At 55.0% G+C, this 22,976-nt stretch carries 21 protein-coding genes; 8 read left to right on the forward strand and 13 right to left on the reverse strand.

The features are described 5' to 3' along the window. Positions 1–179 precede the first annotated feature (179 nt). Positions 180–1,142 (reverse strand): NAD(P)/FAD-dependent oxidoreductase, encoded by a 963-nt coding sequence (locus tag WBY09_RS17530; RefSeq protein WP_336233424.1) that lies wholly within the window; start codon positions 1,140–1,142, stop codon positions 180–182. Between the two features lie 151 nt (positions 1,143–1,293). Between WBY09_RS17530 and WBY09_RS17535 the strand changes: the two genes are divergently transcribed. Next, on the forward strand, positions 1,294–1,752 hold the full coding sequence (locus tag WBY09_RS17535; RefSeq protein ID WP_008890312.1) for an Rrf2 family transcriptional regulator: 459 nt from the start codon (positions 1,294–1,296) through the stop codon (positions 1,750–1,752). Between the two features lie 106 nt (positions 1,753–1,858). Here WBY09_RS17535 and WBY09_RS17540 read toward each other — a convergent pair whose 3' ends face one another. After that, positions 1,859–2,443, reverse strand: a complete 585-nt coding sequence (locus tag WBY09_RS17540; protein ID WP_008890311.1) for a TIGR00730 family Rossman fold protein — start codon at positions 2,441–2,443, stop codon at positions 1,859–1,861. Positions 2,444–2,782: 339 nt separating this feature from the next. On the opposite strand from WBY09_RS17540, the gene WBY09_RS17545 reads away from it, so the two are divergent. The 4 genes from WBY09_RS17545 to pssA all read left to right on the forward strand — a co-directional run bounded on the left by WBY09_RS17545 (position 2,783) and on the right by pssA (position 6,841). Continuing rightward, positions 2,783–3,760, forward strand: a complete 978-nt coding sequence (locus WBY09_RS17545; protein WP_336233425.1) for a hypothetical protein — start codon at positions 2,783–2,785, stop codon at positions 3,758–3,760. A gap of 219 nt (positions 3,761–3,979) precedes the next feature. Beyond that, positions 3,980–5,104 (forward strand): Ig-like domain-containing protein, encoded by a 1,125-nt coding sequence (locus WBY09_RS17550; RefSeq protein ID WP_336233426.1) that lies wholly within the window; start codon positions 3,980–3,982, stop codon positions 5,102–5,104. A 148-nt stretch (positions 5,105–5,252) separates the two neighbouring features. After that, positions 5,253–5,981 carry a phosphatidylserine decarboxylase gene (locus WBY09_RS17555; RefSeq protein WP_336233564.1) on the forward strand — a complete coding sequence of 243 codons (729 nt, stop codon included), beginning with the start codon at positions 5,253–5,255 and terminating at the stop codon, positions 5,979–5,981. After that, positions 5,981–6,841, forward strand: coding sequence for a CDP-diacylglycerol--serine O-phosphatidyltransferase (gene pssA, locus WBY09_RS17560; RefSeq protein WP_064788528.1), 861 nt, complete (start codon positions 5,981–5,983; stop codon positions 6,839–6,841). Before WBY09_RS17555 ends, pssA begins: the two co-directional genes overlap by 1 nt. Positions 6,842–6,885: 44 nt before the next feature. On the opposite strand, the gene WBY09_RS17565 is transcribed toward pssA, so the two are convergent. From WBY09_RS17565 to WBY09_RS17580, 4 genes are all read right to left on the reverse strand, one after another. Beyond that, positions 6,886–7,722 (reverse strand): transporter substrate-binding domain-containing protein, encoded by an 837-nt coding sequence (locus WBY09_RS17565; protein ID WP_336233427.1) that lies wholly within the window; start codon positions 7,720–7,722, stop codon positions 6,886–6,888. Positions 7,723–8,103: 381 nt separating this feature from the next. Then, positions 8,104–11,313 carry an efflux RND transporter permease subunit gene (locus tag WBY09_RS17570; protein WP_064781737.1) on the reverse strand — a complete coding sequence of 1,070 codons (3,210 nt, stop codon included), beginning with the start codon at positions 11,311–11,313 and terminating at the stop codon, positions 8,104–8,106. Positions 11,314–11,336: 23 nt separating this feature from the next. Continuing rightward, positions 11,337–12,512 carry an efflux RND transporter periplasmic adaptor subunit gene (locus tag WBY09_RS17575; RefSeq protein WP_336233428.1) on the reverse strand — a complete coding sequence of 392 codons (1,176 nt, stop codon included), beginning with the start codon at positions 12,510–12,512 and terminating at the stop codon, positions 11,337–11,339. Between the two features lie 84 nt (positions 12,513–12,596). Beyond that, positions 12,597–13,181 (reverse strand): PadR family transcriptional regulator, encoded by a 585-nt coding sequence (locus tag WBY09_RS17580; RefSeq protein ID WP_197146942.1) that lies wholly within the window; start codon positions 13,179–13,181, stop codon positions 12,597–12,599. 398 nt (positions 13,182–13,579) lie between these two features. Between WBY09_RS17580 and WBY09_RS17585 the strand changes: the two genes are divergently transcribed. Genes WBY09_RS17585 through WBY09_RS17595 form a run of 3 tightly spaced genes read left to right on the forward strand, consistent with a single transcriptional unit; the run spans position 13,580 to position 16,833 of the window. Then, entirely contained in the window at positions 13,580–14,845 is a 1,266-nt protein-coding gene (locus tag WBY09_RS17585; protein WP_336233431.1) for a helix-turn-helix domain-containing protein, read from the forward strand. Beyond that, entirely contained in the window at positions 14,842–16,122 is a 1,281-nt protein-coding gene (locus WBY09_RS17590) for a helix-turn-helix domain-containing protein (RefSeq protein WP_336233432.1), read from the forward strand. The genes WBY09_RS17585 and WBY09_RS17590 overlap by 4 nt, the downstream gene beginning before the upstream one ends. Positions 16,123–16,161: 39 nt before the next feature. After that, a complete protein-coding gene (locus WBY09_RS17595) occupies positions 16,162–16,833 on the forward strand; it encodes a methyltransferase family protein (RefSeq protein WP_197146944.1) in 672 nt (223 codons plus the stop codon). Between the two features lie 101 nt (positions 16,834–16,934). On the opposite strand, the gene WBY09_RS17600 is transcribed toward WBY09_RS17595, so the two are convergent. From WBY09_RS17600 to WBY09_RS17630, 7 genes are all read right to left on the reverse strand, one after another. Beyond that, positions 16,935–17,267: a hypothetical protein gene (locus tag WBY09_RS17600; protein ID WP_197146945.1), complete on the reverse strand. Its 333-nt coding sequence runs from the start codon at positions 17,265–17,267 to the stop codon at positions 16,935–16,937. A gap of 331 nt (positions 17,268–17,598) precedes the next feature. Continuing rightward, positions 17,599–17,865 (reverse strand): hypothetical protein, encoded by a 267-nt coding sequence (locus WBY09_RS17605; protein WP_336233435.1) that lies wholly within the window; start codon positions 17,863–17,865, stop codon positions 17,599–17,601. A gap of 465 nt (positions 17,866–18,330) precedes the next feature. Beyond that, entirely contained in the window at positions 18,331–19,113 is a 783-nt protein-coding gene (gene queE / locus WBY09_RS17610; protein ID WP_336233436.1) for a 7-carboxy-7-deazaguanine synthase QueE, read from the reverse strand. Then, entirely contained in the window at positions 19,110–19,466 is a 357-nt protein-coding gene (gene queD, locus WBY09_RS17615; RefSeq protein WP_197147649.1) for a 6-carboxytetrahydropterin synthase QueD, read from the reverse strand. Before queD ends, queE begins: the two co-directional genes overlap by 4 nt. A 154-nt stretch (positions 19,467–19,620) precedes the next feature. Next, the gene (gene queC, locus WBY09_RS17620) at positions 19,621–20,358 is read right to left on the reverse strand and encodes a 7-cyano-7-deazaguanine synthase QueC (RefSeq protein ID WP_336233437.1); all 738 of its coding nucleotides are present in this window, start codon (positions 20,356–20,358) and stop codon (positions 19,621–19,623) included. Between the two features lie 183 nt (positions 20,359–20,541). Next, complete coding sequence (locus WBY09_RS17625) at positions 20,542–21,456, reverse strand: class I SAM-dependent methyltransferase (RefSeq protein ID WP_197146948.1); 915 nt, start codon at positions 21,454–21,456, stop codon at positions 20,542–20,544. A gap of 141 nt (positions 21,457–21,597) precedes the next feature. Further along, on the reverse strand, positions 21,598–22,935 hold the full coding sequence (locus WBY09_RS17630; RefSeq protein ID WP_336233438.1) for a flagellin: 1,338 nt from the start codon (positions 22,933–22,935) through the stop codon (positions 21,598–21,600). Positions 22,936–22,976 lie beyond the last annotated feature (41 nt).

Raw genomic sequence — 22,976 nt, forward strand, 5'->3', positions numbered from 1 at the left:
ATATGAATATTCAGACGGTTACGAACCGCGCGGAAATTATGGGGTTTTAGGGCGATGATCAAATGAACACCGTCCCCGGATCATCCATTTTGCACGGGCGTGTAACAAAAGCACCGCCGCGCGGTATGCGTGGCGGTGCCTGTTCGGATATGTTTAAAGTTTGTCCCTAGTTTACGATCTTATCGAAACACTAGCGATTGGTGCGCGCCAAACCCGGCCATGACACCGGTGGCCGACGCCAAGGTTGCATTGTGACGTGCAGTTGCGGCATCACCGGCGGCAAATACCCCCGGCACACTGGTTTCCTGACTGGGATCAACAGCAATGAACGGACCCTGTGGTCCTTCATCAAATCGGCATCCCAGCATCTCGGCAACCGGGTTTGGCATGGAAACGGTCGGACCGGCGAAAATGGTTTGAATATGCAAAGTGCGCCCGTCCGCCAACCGAACACCATCAATGACCGGTGCCTTGCCCAGCAGTTCGACAATCGGCGAATGTTCGATTGTGATGCCACGATCACGCATGGCCAGTACCATGTCGTCATCGGGCATATGTTCAGACTGGCTGAAATAGGTGGTCGGACCCCAGTCGGGCAGCATCATTGCTTGATGGCTTGATGCTGGCATGGTCGCGATGACACCGATCTGGCTATCGCGCACTTCATAGCCATGGCAATATGGGCAATGCAAAACCGTTTTGCCCCAGCGTTCGGCAAGGCCGGGAATATCGGGCAGGCTATCGCGTACGCCGGTGGCCAGAATGATACGCCGGGCTTCAAGGGTGATGCCATCTGCCAGTTTCAGTCCAAACAGCGGATCGGATGCATCGCGAAGCGTGCAGGCCATGGCGTCGGTGACCAGCCCGCGACGAAAATCAACAGTTTCATAGCGACAAAGCTGATCAATGGCGGTAGTGCGAATTTCGGCCGGGGTTTTGCCGTCATGACCCAGAACTCCGTGGGCGGTGGTTGCAAAACGGTTACGGGGCTCTCCGGCATCAATCACACATATATCGCACCGGGCGCGCGCAAGCTGCATCGCTGCCGAAAGCCCGGCGAACCCGGCCCCGATAACGGCGACGTCATATTGTTTCTTGCCTGCCGTGGTTGATTGGGCAGCAGAAGGGACATTTGGTGACATTGCATTTCCTCGTCAAACATAGGGATGTGTTTCATGTAACTTTATAAGTATCGTGATATAAGCGAGTCAAAGGAATTCGAAACTTTTGTTGTTGCGAGATGTGCCAAGTGCTACGAATTGCTGGAAATCAAACCTGCATCAGGAGTTCGCAATGCGCCGTGACAGCCGACTTTCGCGCATGCTGCATGTTCTTATTCATATGGACCGGATAGACGGTGCTGCGACGTCTGATCAAATCGCGCAGATGCTTGGGACAAATCCGGTGGTGGTGCGACGAACCATGGCGGGGCTTCGCGATGATGGGTATGTGCATTCGGAAAAAGGTCACGGTGGTGGCTGGGTTTTGACCAGGCCCTTATCGGAAATCACAATGCTCGATATACATCGCGCCATTGGCAATCCCGCTTTCTTTGCCGTTGGAGTTGCCGTCGATCATCCGGAATGCCTTGTTGAACAGGCGGTTAATTCGGCACTTGGCAGTGCGTTCGAGGCTGCTGAAAAACTGCTGATCGAAAAATTTGCCTCTGTCACATTGGCCGATCTGGCCGATGAATTTGATCAGCGCATGGCGAAGATTGCCGATAAACCAACCTGCGAGCTTTCCCGTTAATCTTCATTCGAGCTGAAGTATCGGTTCTTCCAGTGGCGTGGTTACCACAAAAAAAAGCCCGGTCAGGTGAGGCTGGCCGGGCTTTGGTCAGGCTATTTTGCCGAGATCAGAACAGCTTTTCGCGCGGGTCAAAGCGCGGGGCCGGTTCGGCGGCAAGCTGTTCAAAGATTTCATCGAGCGTGTTGGCCACGGTATAGAGGTTCTTGTGGCTGGGGCGGGCAAAGCCTTCGTCGATGATGGCGTCAATCATGTCAAAGCACTTGTCCCAATAACCAAGCGCATTGAGGAACACCATCGGCTTGTCATGAATGCCAAGCTGGCGAAGTGTCATGGCTTCGAACGCCTCATCGAGGCTGCCAAGCCCGCCCGCAAGGGTGACAAACGCGTCCGAGCGACGGAACATCTCGACCTTGCGTTCATGCATGGATTTGCAAACGATCAGTTCGGAAAGGCCGGTATGGCCGACTTCGATATCGTCAAGATGGGCGGGGATGATGCCGACAACCGATCCGCCATTTTGCATAACGCCATCTGCCACGGCCCCCATCAGGCCGATCCGGCCGCCGCCATAAATCAGCGTGATGCCGCGTTCGGCCATCATTTTGCCAAAGGCGATGGCATTTTCCATGTGTTGCGGATTCTTGCCATCCGAAGCACCGCAAAAGACACAGATTGATTTTACTTTTGTCATGGCGACCTGCCTTGTGTTTCTTGTTTCGCAGGTAGCGGGGCCGCGCATTTCTGAACGAAACCCCGTACGGAAAGGGACCTTAACCGATCCGATCGCATCTGTGGCAGTAATTTCCGCATAGCAGCATCTGAATTTTATCGATCGTGCCCTGATTTGTTCGCCTTTGGCCGTAATCTTGCCAATTGGCTATGGCATTGACGGACAAGCCGTCGAAGGCCGCAAATCGCGCGCTTTTTGTCGCAGGGTTAACAAGTTCTGAACCTGATTGTGGGATGGGTAATTCTCACAGCAGGAAACTGCGTTAAGCATATTCATAAGAAGAAGGCAGGACCGCCCAACGTGTTTGTCGATAGTCCATTCATTCTCGCCATTGTGATATCGGGCATTATCGCCGCCGTTCTGATGCTGGCCTTGTGGCTGGGGTTGGAACGTTCCATCGCGCGTCGCCTTGTTCTGGGCGCGATCATTCCGGCGGTTGCCGTGGCTGTGCCCGCGGCCATCGGACTGCCTGAAACCGCACGTGGTGGCGTGGGCGCAGCGCTTTTGATGTTGGTGCTTGGCGGTGTCTGTGGCGCGATCATGGATATTTCGCGACTGTCGGAACGCATATCGCTGGGCGTTGCCGGGCTGACCCTGCTTTTGGGCGGTTGGTTGGTGTTGGCCGCACCAATCCGGGGGCTGTCATACCATCCCGGCGCGATCCAGATTTTTGCATGGCTGGCGTTTCTGATTGTCGGCGGCTGTTTCCTGTGGGTGACCCGCCCGGATTTCACAGAGGACGACGATGACGGGGCAAAACCCGCCAAGGGCAGAAAAGCCAAAAGCACCAAATCAAAATCCGGCAAGTCGACGACGGATGCCAAAAGCGACGTGGAAACAATCGCGAAACCAGGCCCGATTGCGGTTTTAATGACCCTGGCGCTGGGGCAGGGGATCATCGTTCACCTGTTTGGTCTTGCCGATCATGTTGTGTTTCAGGCGGCCTTGACGGTGGCATTGCTTGTCGCGCTGATTTCTGAAAAGGCGGCCCCGCAATACCGGGTGGCGGTGTGGCTTGGCGTTGTTGGTGCGCTGATGTCAGGTGCGGCAAGTGCGATGATCATGGTGCCCGCATCCTGCCTTGCCTTTGCGGTGTTGCTTCTGGTGGTTTCAGCACGTCAGGCCTCAGTCAGGCTGGCGGCGCATCTGCCCACCGATAACCCGGCACAGGCCGCACTTTTGGGTATGATGATCCGGGTCGGTGTTCTGGCCTTGCCGCTGATCATGGCCGCCCTTGTGGCCTATGTCGGGGCGGAGATGGCGGCCAGAAGCCTTTGAGCTCAAGGGTGTTTGCTTTGAGCGGTCTTGCTCTCTTCATCTTTGCCTAACGGTTGCGATGTATCGTTTGTAGGTTACGTTATGGAAACTGCACGTACAAAGTAGTACAAGTTTCTAATTAACGTGCTCGCACGGGTTGTTTGAGGGGAATATGGCAAGCAATTTCAGTGTCTTGAGCATAAGAGTTATAAACATAAACATCGTTCAAGGATATTTCCGGTGAAGCGACCCTATATCCTCGTCATTGTCGGCGTTGTACTGATCATTGCAGCGATTGCGCTGAATTACATGCTGACCAAGAGTGCGGATGAAGAAACCGCACCGGCAGTAACACAGGCGCCTGCGGTTACCACCGAGACGACGCCAAACGAACCGGCGTCTGAACCGGCCACTGACGCGCCTGCGATCACCAATCCAAGCTTTGATGTCGTGCGCATCGGCCCGGACGGAAATGCCGTCATCGCCGGCCGCGCCGAACCCAACAGCACGGTTCGCATCCGCGAGGGTGAGGAAGTGATTGGCGAAGCCACGGCCGACGAACGCGGTGAATGGGTCGTTCTGCCAAACAAACCGTTGGCCAGTGGTGATCGGGAATTGTCGCTTGAAGCCGAAGACGCCACCGGGAATGTTTCCAAGGCAGACGACAAGGTTGTTGTCCTGATCCCAGAGGAAAAGGCACCGGCAGCCACCAGTGAGCAAAGCGGTGAAACCGGCGAGACCACAGGAACCGCCGGGGCCACCGACAGCGAACCGGCAAGCGAAAAGCAGCCTGTGATCGCGCTTAAGGTGCCATCTGATGGTGACGGTGCGGTTACCGTAATGCAGGGACCGGCACCCGAAGCCGCAGCAAAACAGGAAGAAGGTTCTGATACGCAAGACGCGACGCTTCCGCGCCTGTCGATTGATGTTGTCGACTACGATACCGAGGGCCGCGTTGCAATGTCGGGCAAGGCCGACCTTAATCACACAGTTCGGGTTTACCTTGATAACAACCATGTAGGCACCGCGCCAGCCGATGAGAACGGCAACTGGGCACTGACCATCGGACAGCCTATTGAGCCCGGTAATTACACGTTGCGCGCTGATCAGCTTGACAGTTCCGGCAAGGTGACCGCACGCGTTGAAATTCCGTTCGAACGTGCACGGCCAGACCAAATTCTTGAGCCGGGTTCACGCTATGTCGTTCAGCCGGGCAACAGCCTGTGGCGGATTGCGCGCAGTACTTATGGCGAAGGCCTGAAATACTGGGTGATCTATCATCAGAACCGCAACCAGATCCGCGATCCTGATCTGATTTATCCGGGGCAGATTTTCGCACTGCCGAACGAAGAAAATCAGCAATAAGCATCACTTTTCTTTGCGAGGGGCAAAGCACATGGTAAGTGTGTTTTGCCCCTTTTAAGTTTGGGGCAAAACAGTTGAACGCGGGTTGCGTTGCCCATTGTCATCACTAGATGGTAGGAAAGCGCCCGCACGGTACCATGCGTACCAAATTGATACGCCCAACCATGGCAACCAGGGAATAAAGACTTTGAAATCCGTTCTTGTGCCGATCAATCCCGAAGGCTGGAAATTCGTTGCGATCTTTGCGGCGATCACTGTGGGCTTGTTCCTGATTGCGGAACCGCTGGGCTGGATCGGGGTGATCCTGACACTTTGGTGCGCGTACTTCTTCCGCGACCCGGATCGCATTACCCCGACCGATGAAAATCTGGTGATTTCCCCGGCAGATGGCCGTGTTTGCATGATTTCGCAAGCGCCGCTGCCCAAGGAACTAGAACTTGACGACAAAACCCCGCGCACGCGTGTTTCGATCTTCATGAATGTGTTCAACGTTCATGTGAACCGCTGCCCGGTCAATGGCGAGATCGTTGGCGAGGCCTATGTGCCCGGCAAGTTCGTTAATGCCGAACTCGACAAGGCATCGGAAAACAACGAACGCCAGATCCTGCTGGTCCGTGATAAGGAAGGCCGCGAGTTTGGTGTTGTCCAGATTGCCGGTCTCGTTGCACGTCGCATCCTGTGTGATGTCGGCACCGGTTCGCAGCTTAAGTCGGGTGAACGTTTCGGTCTGATCCGCTTTGGCTCGCGCGTGGATGTTTACCTGCCCGAAGGTGTGTCACCCAACGTGATTGTCGGTCAAACCACGATTGCCGGTGAAACTGTTCTTGCCGATGTATCGGCCAAGGGCAAGGAAGCCGCGGTCGGGGAGATCCGCTAATGGCAGGCGGCATCGATCCCATTCGTCGTCCCCGTCGCTTCAAGGCGCTGTCGCTGACACGGCTGGTGCCCAATGTGGCAACGATAATGGGCATGTGTGCCGGTCTGACTTCGATCCGCTTTGCGATGCAGGATCGCTGGGAGGCCGCCGTTGCCGCCATTCTGATTGCCGGGATCATTGACGGTCTTGATGGCCGTCTGGCCCGGATGCTCAATGCCTCCAGCCGCTTTGGCGGTGAACTCGACAGCCTGTCGGACTTTGTCTGCTTTGGCGTCGCACCGGCGATGATGCTGTATTTCTGGTCGCTGCATGAATTTGGCGGCATTGGCTGGGCGTTGTCGCTGCTGTTTGCCGTTTGCATGATGCTGCGTCTGGCGCGCTTCAATACCCAGATGCTGGGCGAACCGGAATTGCCGACATGGGCCTATCGGTTCTTTACCGGGGTTCCGGCCCCGGCGGCGGCCGCCCTTGCGATGTGGCCGATTGTCCTGACCTTCCAGTTTGGCGAAGGCATCTTTGACAGCCCGTATATCGTTGCACCCTATGGCGTGATTATCGCCGGTCTGATGGTGTCGCGTTTGCCGACATTCAGCTTCAAGAAGGTCAAGGTGCCGCGTGCCTGGGTGCTGCCATTGATGTTGGCCTTCGGGGCGTCTGTGGCGTTTCTGGTGTCCTCGCCGTGGCTGACACTTTCGGTGATTGCCGGGATCTATTTCATTACCTTCCCGCTGTCCTATCGTTCCTATCGCCGTATGGGCGTCGAGAACCAGCAAGAACAGGATAAAGCGGACGAGGAAGATGATGATGGCGAACCCGATGATGATCCCGACGAGGGACTGAACCGCGTCCATCAGAACTGATCATCAGATCAAAACAAAAGTCGGCATTTTTGCCGGCTTTTTTGTTATTGCGCCGATGACGGGCGGTATTCCAGACGGGTTTCGAAATGCTCTGCATGGATATATTGATCGCGTGCGGCATAGAACCATTCCCGGTCACTCGCGCCAAGCCAGTCGGCATAATAGTCGGTCCAGGGCATGGTCGGATGTGCATCGACAATGGCATTGATGGCTTCAATGGCCTTTTTGCCAGCTGGTGTTTTTGCACAGCCAATAGTGGCCTCAAGCAAGGTAGTGTTTCCGGCAATCGGCAGGGCCTTTATCAAAAGGTCGGGCGTCTGGGACCGACGGTAAAATTCCGCCTCGGACGGGAAATAGAGTGTCCAGTCAATCCGTTTGAGATCAAGCATCCGGACGAACTTGGTGTCTTCTGCGACCTCCATGATGCGGTCTGTATTGCGATACCGGTTCAACTGTCCGTCAACCAGCGTCCCGTAAGCGCGCCCAATTCGAACCGCGGTTGCAAGTTCCTCGTCTTTAAGAAGATCCTCGATCCTGATGTGGCCTTCTTCGTTGAGATAGGGCGCAAAACGGGCCTCATCCTCGGCGCGGATAACGATCGAGATCGGCAAATGCAGCAGAATGGTTTTGGCAAACGTAATATAGGTACGCCGTTCCGGCGTCGGGATCAGTGTGGTCGAGCAGCGCAATTCACCATCGCCACTTTTCATTTCCGCCAGAAGCCGGGCCAGGGGCACATGCATAATGCGGTGCTGATACTGTGAAAGCCTGGCTGCGAACCAGTTCTGGGTATCGGCGGCATAGCCGCTGAGTTCGCCGTAATCTTTGATGAATGCCGGCGCAAAGGAAGGCACCGCCCAGATCAGGGATTGGTCGGACACGGCATTTTCCGCCGCCGCCCCATGGTGCGCAAACGCGCCTAGCGCGCAGACAAGTCCAAATACCTGTGATCGCGCTTTATGCCAAACAGCCCATACCATACAGATCCTTTGTTTCCGCCGGAAAACAGTTCTCGATAACCATTCTAAAAATACGCCCGGAAACATTAGGAAAGTGTGTATTCCGGCCTTCGCAGACGTAGAAGGGGTCAAAAAATTAAATGATTAAGATGTTTGAATGCAAAAGTTTACATCGCAATTAAACCACACGGTTTTGATCACGCCGATTGAAGAAAAAGTAACCGGCCCCCGGGGAGGGGGCCGGTATAACCGCACGGCGGGGTCGGGGGAAAAGTCGCGCGGCTATTGGGTTAAAGGGATCGATTATGCAGTCGGGCCTGATGGCTTTGTCCTGTTACGTCCAAACCGCGAGGAGACAAGCGATTTCAGTCGATTGCCAATCGACGTCTTGCGCAGACGGTTGGCAATCTTGTGGCGCATCATCAACGCACAAGGCGTAAAGATCAGGGTCAAAGCCGTTGCAAAGGCCAAACCAAACGCGATCGAGGTCGAAAGCTGTACCCACCACTGGGTGGACGGTGCCCCGACCGTGACCTCACGAGACGTGAAGTCGATATTGATCTGCATGACCATCGGCACCAGACCAAGAATGGTTGTGACCGTGGTCAGCATCACCGGACGCAGACGCTGCGCACCGGTTTGCAGGATGGCAGCCTCGATGCTGCTGGCGGTGTGTTTGAGCCGGTCAAAGGTATCGATCAAAACGATGTTGTTGTTCACAACAATCCCGGCCAGGGCGACAACACCGATGCCGTTCATGACGATCGAAAAAGCCTGCCCGGTGATCATCAGACCAAGGAACACGCCCGCCGTCGACATGATGATGGCGATCATGATCAGAAGCGAGCTCGAGATGCTGTTGAACTGGGTGACCAGAATGATGAACATGATGAAAAGGGCCACCGTAAAGGCGTTCATCAGGAAGTCTGCCGATTTCTGCTGTTCTTCATCCTGCCCCTTGAATTCGACCGATATACGCGGATCGATATCAAGGGTCTGCATCCATGCCTTGACCTCGCCAAGCTTGGTGTCGACCAGAACGCCTTCCTGCACGTCGGCCTTGACGGTCAGGGCACGGCGGCTGTCAACACGGGTTAGCGTGCCGGTTTTGGGTTTGGGGGTGCGGGTGATGAAATTCGACATCGGCACCAGACCCTTATCGGTCACGATCTGCAAGTTCTCAAGCTCGTCAAGAGAGCGATACTTGGCCGGGTAACGCCCGACAATATCGATTTCCTCGGTTGAGTCATCGGGACGATAGGTCGTGAAGTTGATGCCGTTGGTCACCAGTTTGACGACATTGCCAATCTGGTTGATATCAGCACCAAATTTCAAAGCCTGGGCGCGGTCGACTGTGTATTCCCAGTCAATGCCCGGGGGTGATTTGCCGTCTTCGAAATTGTACATCCCGCCCATTTCCTGAAGACCGTTGACCAGAATGGTCGCCGTTTCATCAAGAAGTTCAGGATAGTATGAGCGAAGCTGGATCTGGATGTCCTTGCCCTGCGGCGGACCGGCTTCTTCGGCGCGGACTTCGACGTGAATACCGGCAAGGTCGGCGGTATCGGCAAGGATACGTTTTTCAATCTCGCTTGCGGGCGGGCGCATTTGCCAATCGGCATATTCAAGCTGAACCGTGCCGATCACGTCCTCGGATGCCTCGTTGCCACCGGCACCATCGCCGGAACGGGCATAGACCGTATCAAACCAGTGTTCGCCTTCGTGACGGGCATCAAGGGCAAGGATGCGGTCCTCGACCTCTTTAAGCAGGGCATCCTGTTCGTAATAGGACAGGTTGCCGCGTGCCCGGACCTGAACCACGGCGACTTCGGGTTCAACCGCCGGGAAGAACTCAACGCCCTTGCCAAGCTTGCCAAACGCCACCCAGACCGAAATCAGAATGATGAACGCCGCCGGGATCACCAGCCAATAGAAGCGAAGCGATCCGCTGAGAATACGGACATAAAGCCCGGTGCCGCCTTTGACCTTGTGGATGTCATCGCCATGATCGGCTGCGATGGCCTCAAGGCTTTCGTTGCTTTCGCTGCCCGGTTTACCAAACCACGCGCCCACGGTCGGCACAAAGATCAGCGCCATGGCAAGCGAAGCGGTCAGCGTGAACAGAACCGTAATCGGCAGGAATTTCATGAACTCGCCGACGATATCGGGCCAGAAGGCCAGCGGCAGGAAGGCTGCAAGGGTGGTTGCGGTTGACGCAATAATCGGAAGCGCCATGCGTTTTGCCGCCAGCGGATAGGCCTTGCTGCGATGCAGGCCGTCGATCATCTTGCGGTCGGCATACTCAGTCACAACAATCGCACCATCGACCAGCATCCCGACGGCCAGGATCAGACTGAACAGAACAACGATATTGACCGTCATGCCCAGCGCCCAAAGGATCAGGATCGCGGTCAGGAACGAGCCCGGAATGGCAAGCCCGACCAGAAGACCCGACCGCCAGCCCAGCGCCCAGATGACGACCACCATCACCAGCAGGATCGCAAGGATCACGCTGTTCTGAAGGTCGGTCAGCATGGTGCGGATGTCAGATGACTTGTCCTGTGAATAGCTGATTGTCAGGTTCGGCGGGAATGCTTCCTGTGCCTCGGCGGTGACCGCCTTGATCGCATCAATGACTTCGATGATGTTTTCGCCGACACGTTTGGATACTTCAATCGCGATGGCCGGTTCGCCGTTAAGACGCGCAAAGCTTTTGGCATCCTTGAATGTCCGGCGCACGTCGCCGATGTCGCGGAACCGAATGACGGAATCGCCATCAACGATCAGCGGCATATCAAGAATGTCATTTATGCTTTCAAACAGGCCGGGTACCTTGATGTTAAAGCGCCCCGTACCGGTATCGATCGCACCGGCCGCCACCAGCGCATTGGAATTGCGCACAAGACTGACGATGTCGATACCATTCAGGCGATAGGCCTCGATCTTCATCGGGTCGATGATGAATTCGACCAGTTCTTCGCGATCACCGGCAAGTTTGGCTTCAAGCACCGCAGGCAGGCCTTCGATGGCATCTTTCAGATCGCGCGCCATGCGCAGAAGCGCACGTTCGGGCACATCACCCGAAAGGGTTACCACCAGAACCGGGAACAGCGACAGGTTGACCTCGTGGACTTCGGGGTCGTCGGTGTCTTCGGGCAGTTCGGATTTGGCAATGTCAACGCGTTCGCGCACATCGGCAAGGGCTTCGTCGATGTCGACGTCGGAGTAAAATTCAAGCGTCACCGATGCCCCGTCCTGATAGGACTGGGAGCTCATTTCCTTGACACCTTCGATGGATCGCAATTCCTGCTCCATCGGGCGCAAAAGAAGGCGTTCGGCATCTTCCGGCGATACGCCGTCATGATGCATGGTGACATACAGAACCGGGATCTGAACATCCGGGTCGGCTTCCTTGGGGATGGCGTTATAGCCAACCGAGCCAGCCAGAAGCAGCAGGATCAAAACCAGAATGACGGTGCGCGATCGATTGAGCGCGTGATCAATCAGGGACATTTTTTATCTCCTCATGATACGCGCTATTGCGCGGAGTTTTCCGAAAGGGTCTGGCCGGTATCGTCAGACGCCGTCGAAGGTGCTTCGTCATCCTGCATGATCGGAAGACCGTCCTTGTCGGTTTCAAGGTGGACAACCTCAACAGTTGCCCCTTCCTTGACCCAGTCATGGCCGACAACGATCAGTTCAAACGTGTCGGGCAGACCACCGATCCAGATCCGGTCACGATTGCCGCCCTGCAATTCGACAGGCAGGAAATCGACCTTGTTGTTATCGACAATGGCGCGGACGCCAAGTTCACCCTCGTCATTAAGCGTCAGGACGGACGGCCTCACCTGATGGGCCCGTTTGATGCCGACCGGAATTTCAAGTTCGGCGGTCATGCCATCAGGAATGCGCAGATCGGGATTATCAATTTCAACCTCGACCCGGAAGGTGCGGGTGTCATTGTTAGATGCCCGGGCTGTATAACGGACGATGCCGTCATGGGTGCTGCCGTCAAACAGGGTGACGCTTGCCAGTTGGCCAAGGTCAATCGCGCTGATCGAATGTTCGGGAACATGGGCAACGACCAGCATCGGGTCACCCTGGATCAGGGTTGCAACCCGATCCCCAATTGACAAAAGGTCACCGATCTCGGCCGGGCGTTCTTCGACAATGCCGTCAAACGGGGCGCGGATTTCGGTATTGCCAAGCTCGGTGCGCGCGATCATCAGATCAGCGCGCGCCTCTTCAAGCAGGGCAAGTGCCTGTGCCACACCGGTTTTTGACCGATAGTTCTTTTGCGCCAGACTTTCGGCGGCGGAATGTTCAAGTTCACGCTGTGCGACCAGCGCGCGCGCCTTGGCAACACGGGCCTGACGGTCACCGGTGTCAAGGCGTGCGATCAGATCGCCTTTCTGAACGGCCTGGCCTTTGATCGCGCCAACTTCAATCACGCGTGCTTCGGTTTCGGCACTGATTTCAACAGAAATGACCGCTTCGGTGCGGCCTGTGATGCGCAAATGATCGACGTGATCCACAGCGTGGCTGGTAATGGTGCGCACACTCGCCGTTGTTTTGGCGGCCTTGTTTTCAGTGGTCGCATCTGAGGCGCTGGTCTGTTCCGTCGTCTCATCACCACCCGTCAAATAGGCGCTGCCGATCCATACAACGGTCCCAACGACCAAAAGAATGGCGATCAGGCGTGAAGCATTCATTGTTCTGTTCCCTCAAATATTCCGCTATCGGAATGCGTCAGTGGCTCTGTTGGGCACGTCTTGCGCAAAGCGTTCGGTTGCGTCCTAGGACTTGTTGGCCTTGCGCGTCTTCAACTCGTCAAGCAGGCCCTGCTTGTTTTCGCGAATAAACTTCAGCGTCGCATTGCACATGGCCTGTCCCAGTCCGGCAACGAAACAGCATCCTGGTCTGAGTTCGCCGTTTTCATCGCGGGCATTCGATTTTTGATGCGCCGGTTTGTCGGTGTTTTCCGGATCGATCTGCTGGCTCATCAATTCATGACGGGCAGCAAATTCATCAATCAGCGCCTCGGTCAGCTCAATCGGCATTTCTTCGGCAAAGGTCAGCATGAACAAAATATCGGAACGATAACGATCCTCGGCCGGTCTGGTCTGCAACAACGTGCGCAGAAATGTGCGACGTCCTTCGGATGTCAGTTGATAGATCTTCTTGTCCGGTCTGTTTTCCTGTTCATGTTCAACAAATGTCACCAGACCGTCCTGAGTCAGTTTGGTCAGGGCCGGATAGATCGAACCAAGGGACGCGATTTGAAAATGGCTGAATGTGCCATCTTCAAACATCTTGCGGATTTCATATCCTGTTGCCTCGCCGCCCATCAGGGCGCCCAGACATAAAGTACGTACGTCCATCTTGTGTTCTGTATCCTTGTTTACGCATCCGGGACTGAGTGTGCCGCGGCGGGGGAAGTTACCAAAGCGACTATATCAATCCGATATATATCGAACTATCATATATCAATTCGATATAGTCAATTAAATATGATGGAACCTTTTGTGACAGTCCTTCAATCTGGACGAGGCATGTTTGGTTCGTGTTACAACATGATTGTTGTGATGATCGGCCACGGGGTCGGGGTATCGGTAACCATCGGGTGGTCACTTTCGCAAAATCGATCCTTGGCGGCGTCCGCCTGTGCACAATCGGACGCCGATAGTGTCCGGCTGTGTATATTGAAACGATATAGTTGATCGGGCCGGACATTGTTCGTCGTCTGAAGATCCATCTGAAAAATCAGGAGCATGCCGGAATGACCGGTTGGACGTATTATGTAAGCGCTGTGGTCGCAGCCGTAGGCATCGTGCAGGCGGTGTTTCTGTGTCTGATCCTGCGGTCCGAAGGTTCGCGTGCCTTTGGGGCCAACCGATGGATGATGCTGTTTATTGCTGCTGTTGCGCTCAATCTGATTGAGGATGTGGCTGAACCTTTGGTCTCGGCCGATATGGGCGGGTTGCTTGATCTGTTCTTTAGTCCGATCAATTTTGCAATTGCGCCTGCGGTTTACCTTTATTTCCAGGAAATTTCGGGCAACCCGTCGCGCCGCCCGTGGGGGCATTTCATTTTGCTATTTGTGGTGTTTAACCTGACCGCGTGGGTTGTCACACATAATGGTGGTGGGAGCGTTTGGGCGGGGCAATATACGATCGCGGAATTCGTTGATGCCTTTAGCTGGGGTACGATCTTTATCCAGATAACGATATATATTGTTCTGTTGTGGCAGGTGGCTGGCCGCTATTTGCGCAAGACCGAAGAACAGCTTGGTGCGGATCGCAAGGCCATGCAACGCTGGATTGGCGTGGTTCTGGGTGGCCTGACCTTCGTGTTTGTTACGGTCGCGGTAAGCAAGATTGTTGAGCTTTACTTGCCCGATAATGCCGAAATGTTTGGCACCGAGATCGCGTTTGCGCTGGTGCTGTTTGCCATGAGTTATGAAATCGCCACGCAGCCGGCCGTGTTTGTCATGGCTGATTGGCCATCAGATGACGCCTTGAATGATGCCAATGAAGCCGGCGATGAGCAAAGCCAAACGGTCATGTCACCAGACGAAAATGCGCCCGTGCAAACAGCTCGGACGGATCATCGTGCGCATGACGATGCGACCCCGCGTCCGTTGCTTGATCCCGATGGTGTGGAACGGGCCTTGGCGCGCCTTGAAGAGATTCAGGCGCGGGGGGATATTCTTCTGGACCCGCTGGTTTCCTTGCCGAAACTGGCGCGTGCGGTTGGCATAACACCCAATCAGCTGTCCTATGTGCTTAATCATCATGTCGGCAAAAGCTTCTTTGATTTCGTCAATTCTGCGCGCATACGCGAGGCCCGGTCCGTTCTGGTGCTTGAGCCCGATCGTACCATTCTTGATATCGCGCTCAGTGTCGGGTTCAATTCGAAATCGACCTTTAATCTGGCCTTCAAGAAAATTACTGGTGAAACCCCAAGTGCCGTGCGTGAAGCCAGGGCAGGAAATGCCAATAATGATGAGCAAGCCGGGCTCCAAAGCCTCACGGGAAAATCATGATTGACACTATGCTTGGTTATCTTGATGTGACAATCGCTGTCATTGGGCTTCTACAGGGCGGTTTTCTGTGTCTTTTGCTAAGATCGGAAGGTGTTCGGGCATTTGCTGCCAACCGATGGATGATCTTGTTTATTTGCTGTTTGATGATCAATCTTCTTGCTGATATCGGTGATAATTTCAGTTCTGAACAGGTTCGGGATTTGATCGTTCTGTTTTCCTTTCCCTGCAATTTCCTGATTGGCCCATCGATTTATCTGTATTTTCGAGAATTATCAGGCACCCCGGAGCGTGGCCCATGGGGGCACTTCCTCCTGCCGGCGTTGGTTCTTAATTTGTTGGTCGTGCTTTTTGCCGTCGACGGATTAAGTGGGCAGGCCTCAGTCGGTTCTCTAGTTTTCCTTATCGAAGGCATCAAAGGCCTTTGTTGGGTGGCGATATTTTTACAGGCCTGTTTCTATATCTATCAATTGTGGATGCTGTCTCAGGTTTATTTTCGGCAAGTTCAGCAACAGCTGGGAGTAGGTCGTCGCGTGATTCAGCGATGGGTATTTGTTATTTTCGGCGGGGTTTGTTTGATCTTTGTGACGGTTTTTGTCAGCCGGGTGGTCGCATTTTATATACCCGAGCAAATGGCAATGACCGGAACGGGTATTGCCTTTGTGCTGGTTCTTTTTGCGATGAGTTATGTGATCGCAACGCAGCCTGCGCTATTTGTCATGGCCGATTGGCCGGAAAATATCAAAAGGTCTGCAATCGCAGACGGCGTCTTTGATAACAAGCGGGCGCAAGATCAAGAAAATGGCATGGGTGTTGGTGTTGCTTCGTCTTCGGAAGCTGCGCGATCACTGCTTGACGAGGACGCTTTGCAAAGGGCTTTGACAAAGCTCGCCGAAATTCGGTCTTACCGCGAACTGTTACTTGATCCTTTGGTGTCTTTACCCAAACTTTCCCGGGCTGTTGGTGTGTCTCCCAATCAGCTTTCCTATGTGCTTAATCGTCATCTTGGGCAGAACTTTTTTGATTACGTCAATAGTGCACGTATTGAAGAAGCACGTGCAGTTCTGGTGTTGGAGCCCGAAAGGACGATCTTGGACATCGCACTTAGCGTAGGTTTCAATTCGAAATCGACCTTTAATCTGGCCTTCAAGAAAATCACGGGTGAAACCCCCAGTGCGGTGCGCGAGGCAGCAAGACGGGAAGTCTTGTCTGCGTCGGTGACGTCCGAACCGCCAATTGCAGGACCGGATCAACAGCATTGGACGCCAAAGATCGGGTGATCGCGGATGCTGTGGCCTCTTTATCTCAAGGGGGCATACATGCTGCAACCACGCTTTATCATTCAAGCCAATTTTAATTCTGCAACAGACGCGCACGCGGCAAAAGATCTACAGCGCATTCAGCGCTACCGAAAATGGACGCTTCGCGTCGGTGTTGTGCTGCTTTTGGCATTGGTTTGTTTTACCCGTGCAGGATTTGATCGCAACAGTGTATGGCACCACGCTATCCAGGTTGTCGGTATGATGGCGATCATGGTCTGCATCGTGGGGCGGGGCTGGTGTTCGCTTTATATTGGCGGGCGCAAAAAGACCGAACTGGTGACGTCCGGCCCTTATTCGATGTGTCGAAACCCGCTTTATGTTTTCAGCTTCATTGGTGCATTTGGTGCCGGTGCCCAGACCGGCAGTATTGCCATCGGGTTGGTCTCTGCTGTTTTGTGCTGGGCGGTGTTCCGGCATGTGGTGCTGCGTGAAGAAGCCATGCTGGCGGAGCGGTTTGGCCGGGCATTCAAGCGTTATGTGAATACGGTTCCGCGTTTTCGCCCGACATGGTTCCGCTGGCGAGACGAGAAAGAGATTTTGTGTCGACCGGCCCTGTTTTTGGCGACCACCCGCGATGCGATGTGGTTCTGGATTGCCATTCCTGTGTTGGAAGGTGTCAAAATTTTGCAAGATCACGGGTGGCTGACACCGGTATTCTGGTTGCCATAAATCCATGATCCTATGCAGGGCAGAGGTGTTGGGACGCGATCAGTTGATAACGTTCTCTGCCCGGGGTGCTTTATGTTGCGCCCTTTCGGCTTGGCATGCCGTCAGGCGGCGGCGTTATCCGTTGGCCTGCCGCCAAAGGATTTGATCATCTGATTGCGTTCATCTTCACGCAACGGATCGGAATCAAGGGCAAGGGCGGCTTCAAGCACTTGCGGTTCGACCATCAGGACGTCGATGCCGTCCTTCATGTCCTCCTTCGCCCAGAGATGGACATGACATTCCATCTTGATATAGCTGCGCATTGCAGCATCGGGATCAAGTTTTTCAAGGGTGTCGACTTCATACTCGCCAGGCGAAAGCAACCCGGCATGACCGGGCAAGTGGAACGGATGAAAGAACGTCACCGTACGATGGGTTGTGCGGGTTATGCTCATGATCATGGCTCCTTCGAGCATCCTGAAGATGACCTTGAAGGTGCGGATCTGATTTTCTTTTGAGTGTTCACCCCTTTGGGGCGGCTTAAGATCCGCAATCCCCGGTCTCTTCGGGTCATTCGGTAAAGCGCCGATACCTGTGTCATATGCTCGGGACGCACAGGCATCATTGGTCAGGCGCCAAGTGTGTCACCCTGCCTGCGAACAGGTACGGTGTATACATTATATATGGGGGTTTTCGTCCAAAACACAACGTTTCGCACAAATACGTGCGCCATCCAGGTTTGAAAGACGCGGGATAAAATACGGCGGATTTCAAAGGATGGCTGGCTCAATGATGTTCCGGGCGGTCCGGATCTGCATCGCGTGTCAGGGCAATATCAAGATCAACCGGTTTGATGATAAGAATGCGATCAACCATCATGCCGTTATGTTTGTATTTCAGATGCAAATCGGTCGACACCCTGCGATAGGCCGTAATCGAAACACCTTCGATCAGTTCTTCGGTGGTATCGACGACATAGCTTCCCGGTGGAAACAGATCGCTATGTCCGCGCAAGTGAAACGGATGAGCAAAGGTCACGGTTTTGTGCGTCATCCTGCTGTGCTGCATGGCACCAGCCCTTTATGAAGCGGGAAACGGGCGTTTCCTGCATGTTCATGATTTTCGGAAAAGTTCGGCCAGAAAAGGCGATGGCGGAGGATAACCTCCGCCAGCACGGTATCAGTCATTCGCGCCTTGATGCGCGGTCGGTTTGGTTTCGGCAGGGGAATTTTCGGGCTTTGGCTTTGCAGCAGGGGTCGACGCGCTATCTGACGATTTTGCATCCGGCTTCGAGCCCGCTTTTCCCTGGCTTGTCGAAAAACTGCGAAATGACATGATGTGATCTTTCTATTTGCCGGCGCAAAGCGCGCCCGCTAATGGGGAAGTGGTGCGCGTGCGGGCAAATAGCAAACATGCCAAACGGCCTGTAACGGGTCATCTGGCGCAATCGTGCGGGAAAGGCTCGCTTATTTCGGATAAAATATATTTTGTCATCACTGGCATAGTGCCGGGGCGGGCTCACACCCCGCGCAGATTGCCCCAAACATGCACATGCCATTGCGGCAGCACGCGCACATCAAACCATTTGCGCCTTGCCACTTCATCGACCAGCCAGCGATACCGTTCGGTCAGGCCATCAATATCAACACCGTCTGCGCCATCCGGGTGCGGCTCAGCAGGCGTTGTGTTGACCGGCTGTAAACAGACCGGAATGCCAATGTGAAGGTTCCTCACATAATCGGCAAACATCAGGTCGGCGGCATCGCGCACCGGGAATTTCAACGTAATGGCCGGACCATTCAGGATGCCGTTGGATTGGGCTGCTTCGATACAGGCAGCAAGCGCATCCTTATCAAAACTGGTCGAAGAGCTTGGCGGCTTTGGGCTGATCGTCAGGAAATTGAGGTCGGCAAACCAGTCCTTGGCGATGCTGCCCTGGGTTTCAATCGCAAAGGTAAAACCTTCATCCTTGCCCATGGCAATCAGATCCCCCAACGGCTGGATCGCCGGGTTGCCGCCCGAAAGCGTAATCAGGATCGGCTTGCCACCGGAAAGCTTTTTGACCGCATCCAGAACCTCGGCAGCCGACATCGGTTTCCAGTCCGCCCGAAAGGCCGGATCGACCGCATAAAGCGTGTCGCACCACGAACAGCGGAAATCACAGCCGCCGGTGCGGACAAACACTGTCGGCATGCCAATCAGCGCACCTTCGCCCTGTACGGTCGGGCCAAAGATTTCCGAAATGCGGATTTTACCGCGCGCATCGGAAAGGTCGGCAAGGTTTGGATCGTGCACCGTCATGGACGATATTCCGCCCAGGTTTTCGGCGTTTCGGACACGCGCACCGCCGATACTTCCGGCCAGCGATCATGCGCCCATTCATAAAAGAACAGCGCAAGCCGTTCGGCGGTCGGGTGATCGTGACCAAGAACCTCGTTCAGGTGACGGTGATCAAACTCGTCATCGATCAGGCGTTTGAGTGGCCCCAGTTCGCGGTAATCACGCACGAAACCACGTTCATCAAGGTCGGCACCCTTAAGCTCCACCTCGACAATATAGTTATGGCCATGCAGGCGCGCACACGGGTGATCTTCTTCAAGGCCGCTCAATTGATGGCTTGCGGAAAAGGCGAATTGTTTGGTGATGGTGAACATCGGTTTTCTTTCGGTGTCGTCTTGTCTTGCTGAAGGGTGCGCTTGGCCCGGGGTTCCCGCCTTCGCGGGAATGACGGTACGCGTTTGGCAACACAACAGCCAAACGTCATGCCCGCGCAGGCGGGCATCCATACAGCAAGGCAGTTATAAGGAGTTACTCGGCGGCGTCGGTTTCGCCTTTGGCAAACTTGCGCGCCATATGATCGGCACGGGCCTGTTTCCAGTAATCGCGATCGACGTAAACGGTCGGATCCTTGACGCGCGCCAGTTCAAGTGCCTCGCGCCGCTCGACACAGGTGCCGCACCGTCCGCAATGGGTTTCCCCGCCCTTGTAACACGACCATGTCAGATCGACCGGCACGCCAAGACGTCCGGCCTCAAGCGCGATATCGGCCTTGGAGACATTTACAAACGGGGTATAAAGCTTGACGTCCTTGACGCCCTCAAGGGCGTGGTCCTGCATCGTCTGGAACGATTTGATGAAATCGGGGCGGCAATCGGGATAGATGAAATGATCCCCGCCATGCACAGCCGCGGCAACCGCATCGGCCCCGGCACTGGCCGCCGCCCCAAAGGTCACAGCCAGCATGATCGCATTGCGGTTCGGCACCACGGTGATGCGCATGGTTTCTTCGGCGTAATGGCCATCGGGCACATCGATATCATCACTGGTCAGTGACGATCCGGTCAAAAGCGCACCGACCGGGGTCAGATCAACGATGTGATGTTTGACGCCAAGATTACGCGCCGCACGGGCAGCGAAATCGAGTTCCTTTTTATGGCGCTGGCCATAATCAAACGAAATCAGGGAATGGAGCTTGTGCTCGGTCGCGACCTTATAGGCCAGCGTGACGGAATCCAGCCCGCCAGAGCAGACGACAATCGTCTTCATAGTAATCAGTCTTTCGTGTTTTTAACCTGGTGCTACGACAGGGGAAGGATCATCCTTCCAAGGGGGCGGGGTTTGCCATGCCGGTTGCCAAAACGCAAGCACAAATCCGCGCATGCGGCCATGCGTGATGCGCAGGAATGCTTGGGTTTTACAGGAAATCAGCGATCAGACAGGTTGGCCGGATCAGGCGCGCTTTGCGCTAAGTACATGAAAACAAATCGGGACCTGAAAATGGCCGTCTTCGATATAGGGGGCCAACGTTTCAAACATCGCTGCATTGATCGCGCCGACTTCCATGTCCGATGATTTGCGCAGAACATTGCCAAACAGCATATCCATTTGCGGTTTCCAGAACGGGGCGTTTTCGGGAATACGGCCAGCCGGGCTGTGGGTTGTTGCTTCAATCCCGGTAAAGCCTGCTTTCTCAAAGCGCATCATGGATTGATCGGCATCGCCAAAGCAGAACGGGTCGAGCCCGGCGGCATCAAAGCCGATGCCAAGGATGTTGCCAAGAACTGCGTCCATGGCGGCAAACAACGGATTATCCACGAGCGGCGCCCAGACCATGAACACCGCTTTGCCACCGGGGCGCAGAACGCGGAATGCCTCGCGAAGCGCCTTGTCCGGATCCTCGCAAAACATCACGCCGAAACGGCACGACACCACGTCAAAGCTTTGATCCTCGAACGGCAGTTTTTCCATATTGGCCGGAACGGCCTTGATGTTGGAAATTTCTTCTTCGGCGGCGCGTTCCATAAGGGCATCGCACATATCAGAAACGATATCGGAGGCGGTCACGTGCCCGGCAATTCCGGGGATGTTAGCGCTATCATCCGTGCCGCCGCCCAAGGCACGGGCAAAGGAAAAGGCAGGTTCACCCACCCCGGATGCCAGATCAAGCACATCAAGCGGTGCGCCATCGCGCAAAGCTGCAAGCCCCGGAAGGTCGGCTGCCTCGATCATGTGGCGGTTGATCTTTTCGGCCGCCGGTGCCAGGCGTTCGGCCCAGGTGATCCAGTCGGTCGAAAGGTTTTGCCAGGTTTGGGATGATTTGTCGGCGGTGGTGTCGGATGTGTTGTCGGATGTCGGGGTGGTCATGGCCGATCTGTCTTTCTTTGGGTGTTTAGACGACCATAGACGTAAAAGCCCCACCGGTTAAAGGATGTTTTGCAGCGCAATGAGGGTCAGAAGCCCCGCGCGGGGGCGCGGGGCTTCCTACACTCGCTGAGAGGTGGCTCTTCAACCTGCCAGCAAGCGTATCAGGTTCTGGCGCATTTCACTGACGCGGGCCAACATCGCGACACTTGATTTGATCAGGATTTGTTTCGACGCGTAGTTGGTCAGTTCCATCGCAACGTCGAGATCAAGCAGGCTTGAGCGCGCCTCTTTGACGTTTTCAAGCGTCGAGGCAAGGCTTTCGCTGGCAGCATCCAGACGGTTCTGGTTGGTGCCGATATTGGCCCGTGCGCGTTGCAGATCATCAATCGCGCGCGCCACGGCCTCGATCGCACTTTGGGCCTTGGCGGATGTGGCAATCGCATTGCTGCCCAGCTCATCAAGGCTTGTCTCCGTGCCGGTTTTGCCCGTGCCAAGGGCGGCACCATCAACCGCGGTCGTCGGAATCGAGAGCTGCGCACCGCTGGTATTGCCGCCGCCAAGCTGGAAGTAGATCTTGTCAGGCAGTTTGTTGCCCTGATCCTCAAGAACCGAGAAAACCGGGCTGGCGCCAAAAATCTGGGTCGTGGTCGATCCATCCGCACCGACACCATCGGAGCCTTGGGCCAGGGCGTTGGCGATGGTGGTTGCGATGTTGAAGTTCAGGTTCACTTTCACACCGACATCCTCGAAATCGAGTGTTTGTGTTTGACCGGCAGTAAGCGCCTTGCTGCCGCCGGACGCATAATCGGTGATATCGATGCTTTGGGTCCGGTGCGGGCTGGTGCCGTCGATTTCGGATATGGCACTCAGCAGAACGCGATCCCCGGTCTTGAGCACATCAAAGCGAAGCTGATTATCCACCGATCCGTTTTCGTTGGCATCACGCGCCCAATAATTGTCATCGGTGATGGTGAAATTTGAAAAGCCATTGGCAACCGAAAGAACCTCGGCAGAGCCAGCAGCCTGCAAATCCGAATAATCAAGGGACACATCACTTCCATCACCCAGCAACTGGATGCCGTTGAAATTGGTTGCAGCCGCAATGCGATTGATCTCGGTGCGCAGTACGACGAATTCATCATTGAGAAACCCGCGTTCCGTGTCCGACAGGTTTTCCGATGCGGCCTGAACGGCCAGTGTGTTCATGCGCACCAGAACATCGTCGATGGTGGCCATGGCCCCGTCGGCAATTTGCAGCATGGAATTGCCCTGACCGATATTGACAATCCCCGATGTCAAAGCAGAGGCCGTTGAGTTCAGCCGCGACCCGATGGCCATTGATGCGGCATCATCGCGGGCAGAGACCACACGTTTCCCCGATGACAGCTTGGCAAGCGATCTGTTCGCGGCCTCCTCGGCACGCGCCAGATTGCGGTGCGCCAGATTGGCCGCGTGGTCGGATATGATATTTAACGCCATAACGCAGTTCCTACCTGAACAAGCAAAGATAAAGGGTGGCG

The organism is Thalassospira sp. CH_XMU1458, from assembly GCF_037027205.1.
GTDB lineage: Bacteria > Pseudomonadota > Alphaproteobacteria > Rhodospirillales > Thalassospiraceae > Thalassospira > Thalassospira tepidiphila.

Bases quoted from the DNA above. Each gene is read 5' to 3' on its own strand.
- WBY09_RS17585 (WP_336233431.1), top strand. From the start codon at position 13,580: ATGACCGGTTGGACGTATTATGTAAGCGCTGTGGTCGCAGCCGTAGGC.
- WBY09_RS17595 (WP_197146944.1), top strand. From the start codon at position 16,162: ATGCTGCAACCACGCTTTATCATTCAAGCCAATTTTAATTCTGCAACA.
- WBY09_RS17630 (WP_336233438.1), bottom strand. From the start codon at position 22,935: ATGGCGTTAAATATCATATCCGACCACGCGGCCAATCTGGCGCACCGC.
- WBY09_RS17605 (WP_336233435.1), bottom strand. From the start codon at position 17,865: ATGACGCACAAAACCGTGACCTTTGCTCATCCGTTTCACTTGCGCGGA.
- WBY09_RS17580 (WP_197146942.1), bottom strand. From the start codon at position 13,181: ATGGACGTACGTACTTTATGTCTGGGCGCCCTGATGGGCGGCGAGGCA.
- WBY09_RS17625 (WP_197146948.1), bottom strand. From the start codon at position 21,456: ATGACCACCCCGACATCCGACAACACATCCGACACCACCGCCGACAAA.
- queE (WP_336233436.1), bottom strand. From the start codon at position 19,113: ATGACGGTGCACGATCCAAACCTTGCCGACCTTTCCGATGCGCGCGGT.
- WBY09_RS17530 (WP_336233424.1), bottom strand. From the start codon at position 1,142: ATGTCACCAAATGTCCCTTCTGCTGCCCAATCAACCACGGCAGGCAAG.
- pssA (WP_064788528.1), top strand. From the start codon at position 5,981: ATGGCAGGCGGCATCGATCCCATTCGTCGTCCCCGTCGCTTCAAGGCG.
- queC (WP_336233437.1), bottom strand. From the start codon at position 20,358: ATGAAGACGATTGTCGTCTGCTCTGGCGGGCTGGATTCCGTCACGCTG.
- WBY09_RS17590 (WP_336233432.1), top strand. From the start codon at position 14,842: ATGATTGACACTATGCTTGGTTATCTTGATGTGACAATCGCTGTCATT.
- WBY09_RS17535 (WP_008890312.1), top strand. From the start codon at position 1,294: ATGCGCCGTGACAGCCGACTTTCGCGCATGCTGCATGTTCTTATTCAT.
- WBY09_RS17600 (WP_197146945.1), bottom strand. From the start codon at position 17,267: ATGAGCATAACCCGCACAACCCATCGTACGGTGACGTTCTTTCATCCG.
- WBY09_RS17540 (WP_008890311.1), bottom strand. From the start codon at position 2,443: ATGACAAAAGTAAAATCAATCTGTGTCTTTTGCGGTGCTTCGGATGGC.
- WBY09_RS17575 (WP_336233428.1), bottom strand. From the start codon at position 12,512: ATGAATGCTTCACGCCTGATCGCCATTCTTTTGGTCGTTGGGACCGTT.
- queD (WP_197147649.1), bottom strand. From the start codon at position 19,466: ATGTTCACCATCACCAAACAATTCGCCTTTTCCGCAAGCCATCAATTG.
- WBY09_RS17570 (WP_064781737.1), bottom strand. From the start codon at position 11,313: ATGTCCCTGATTGATCACGCGCTCAATCGATCGCGCACCGTCATTCTG.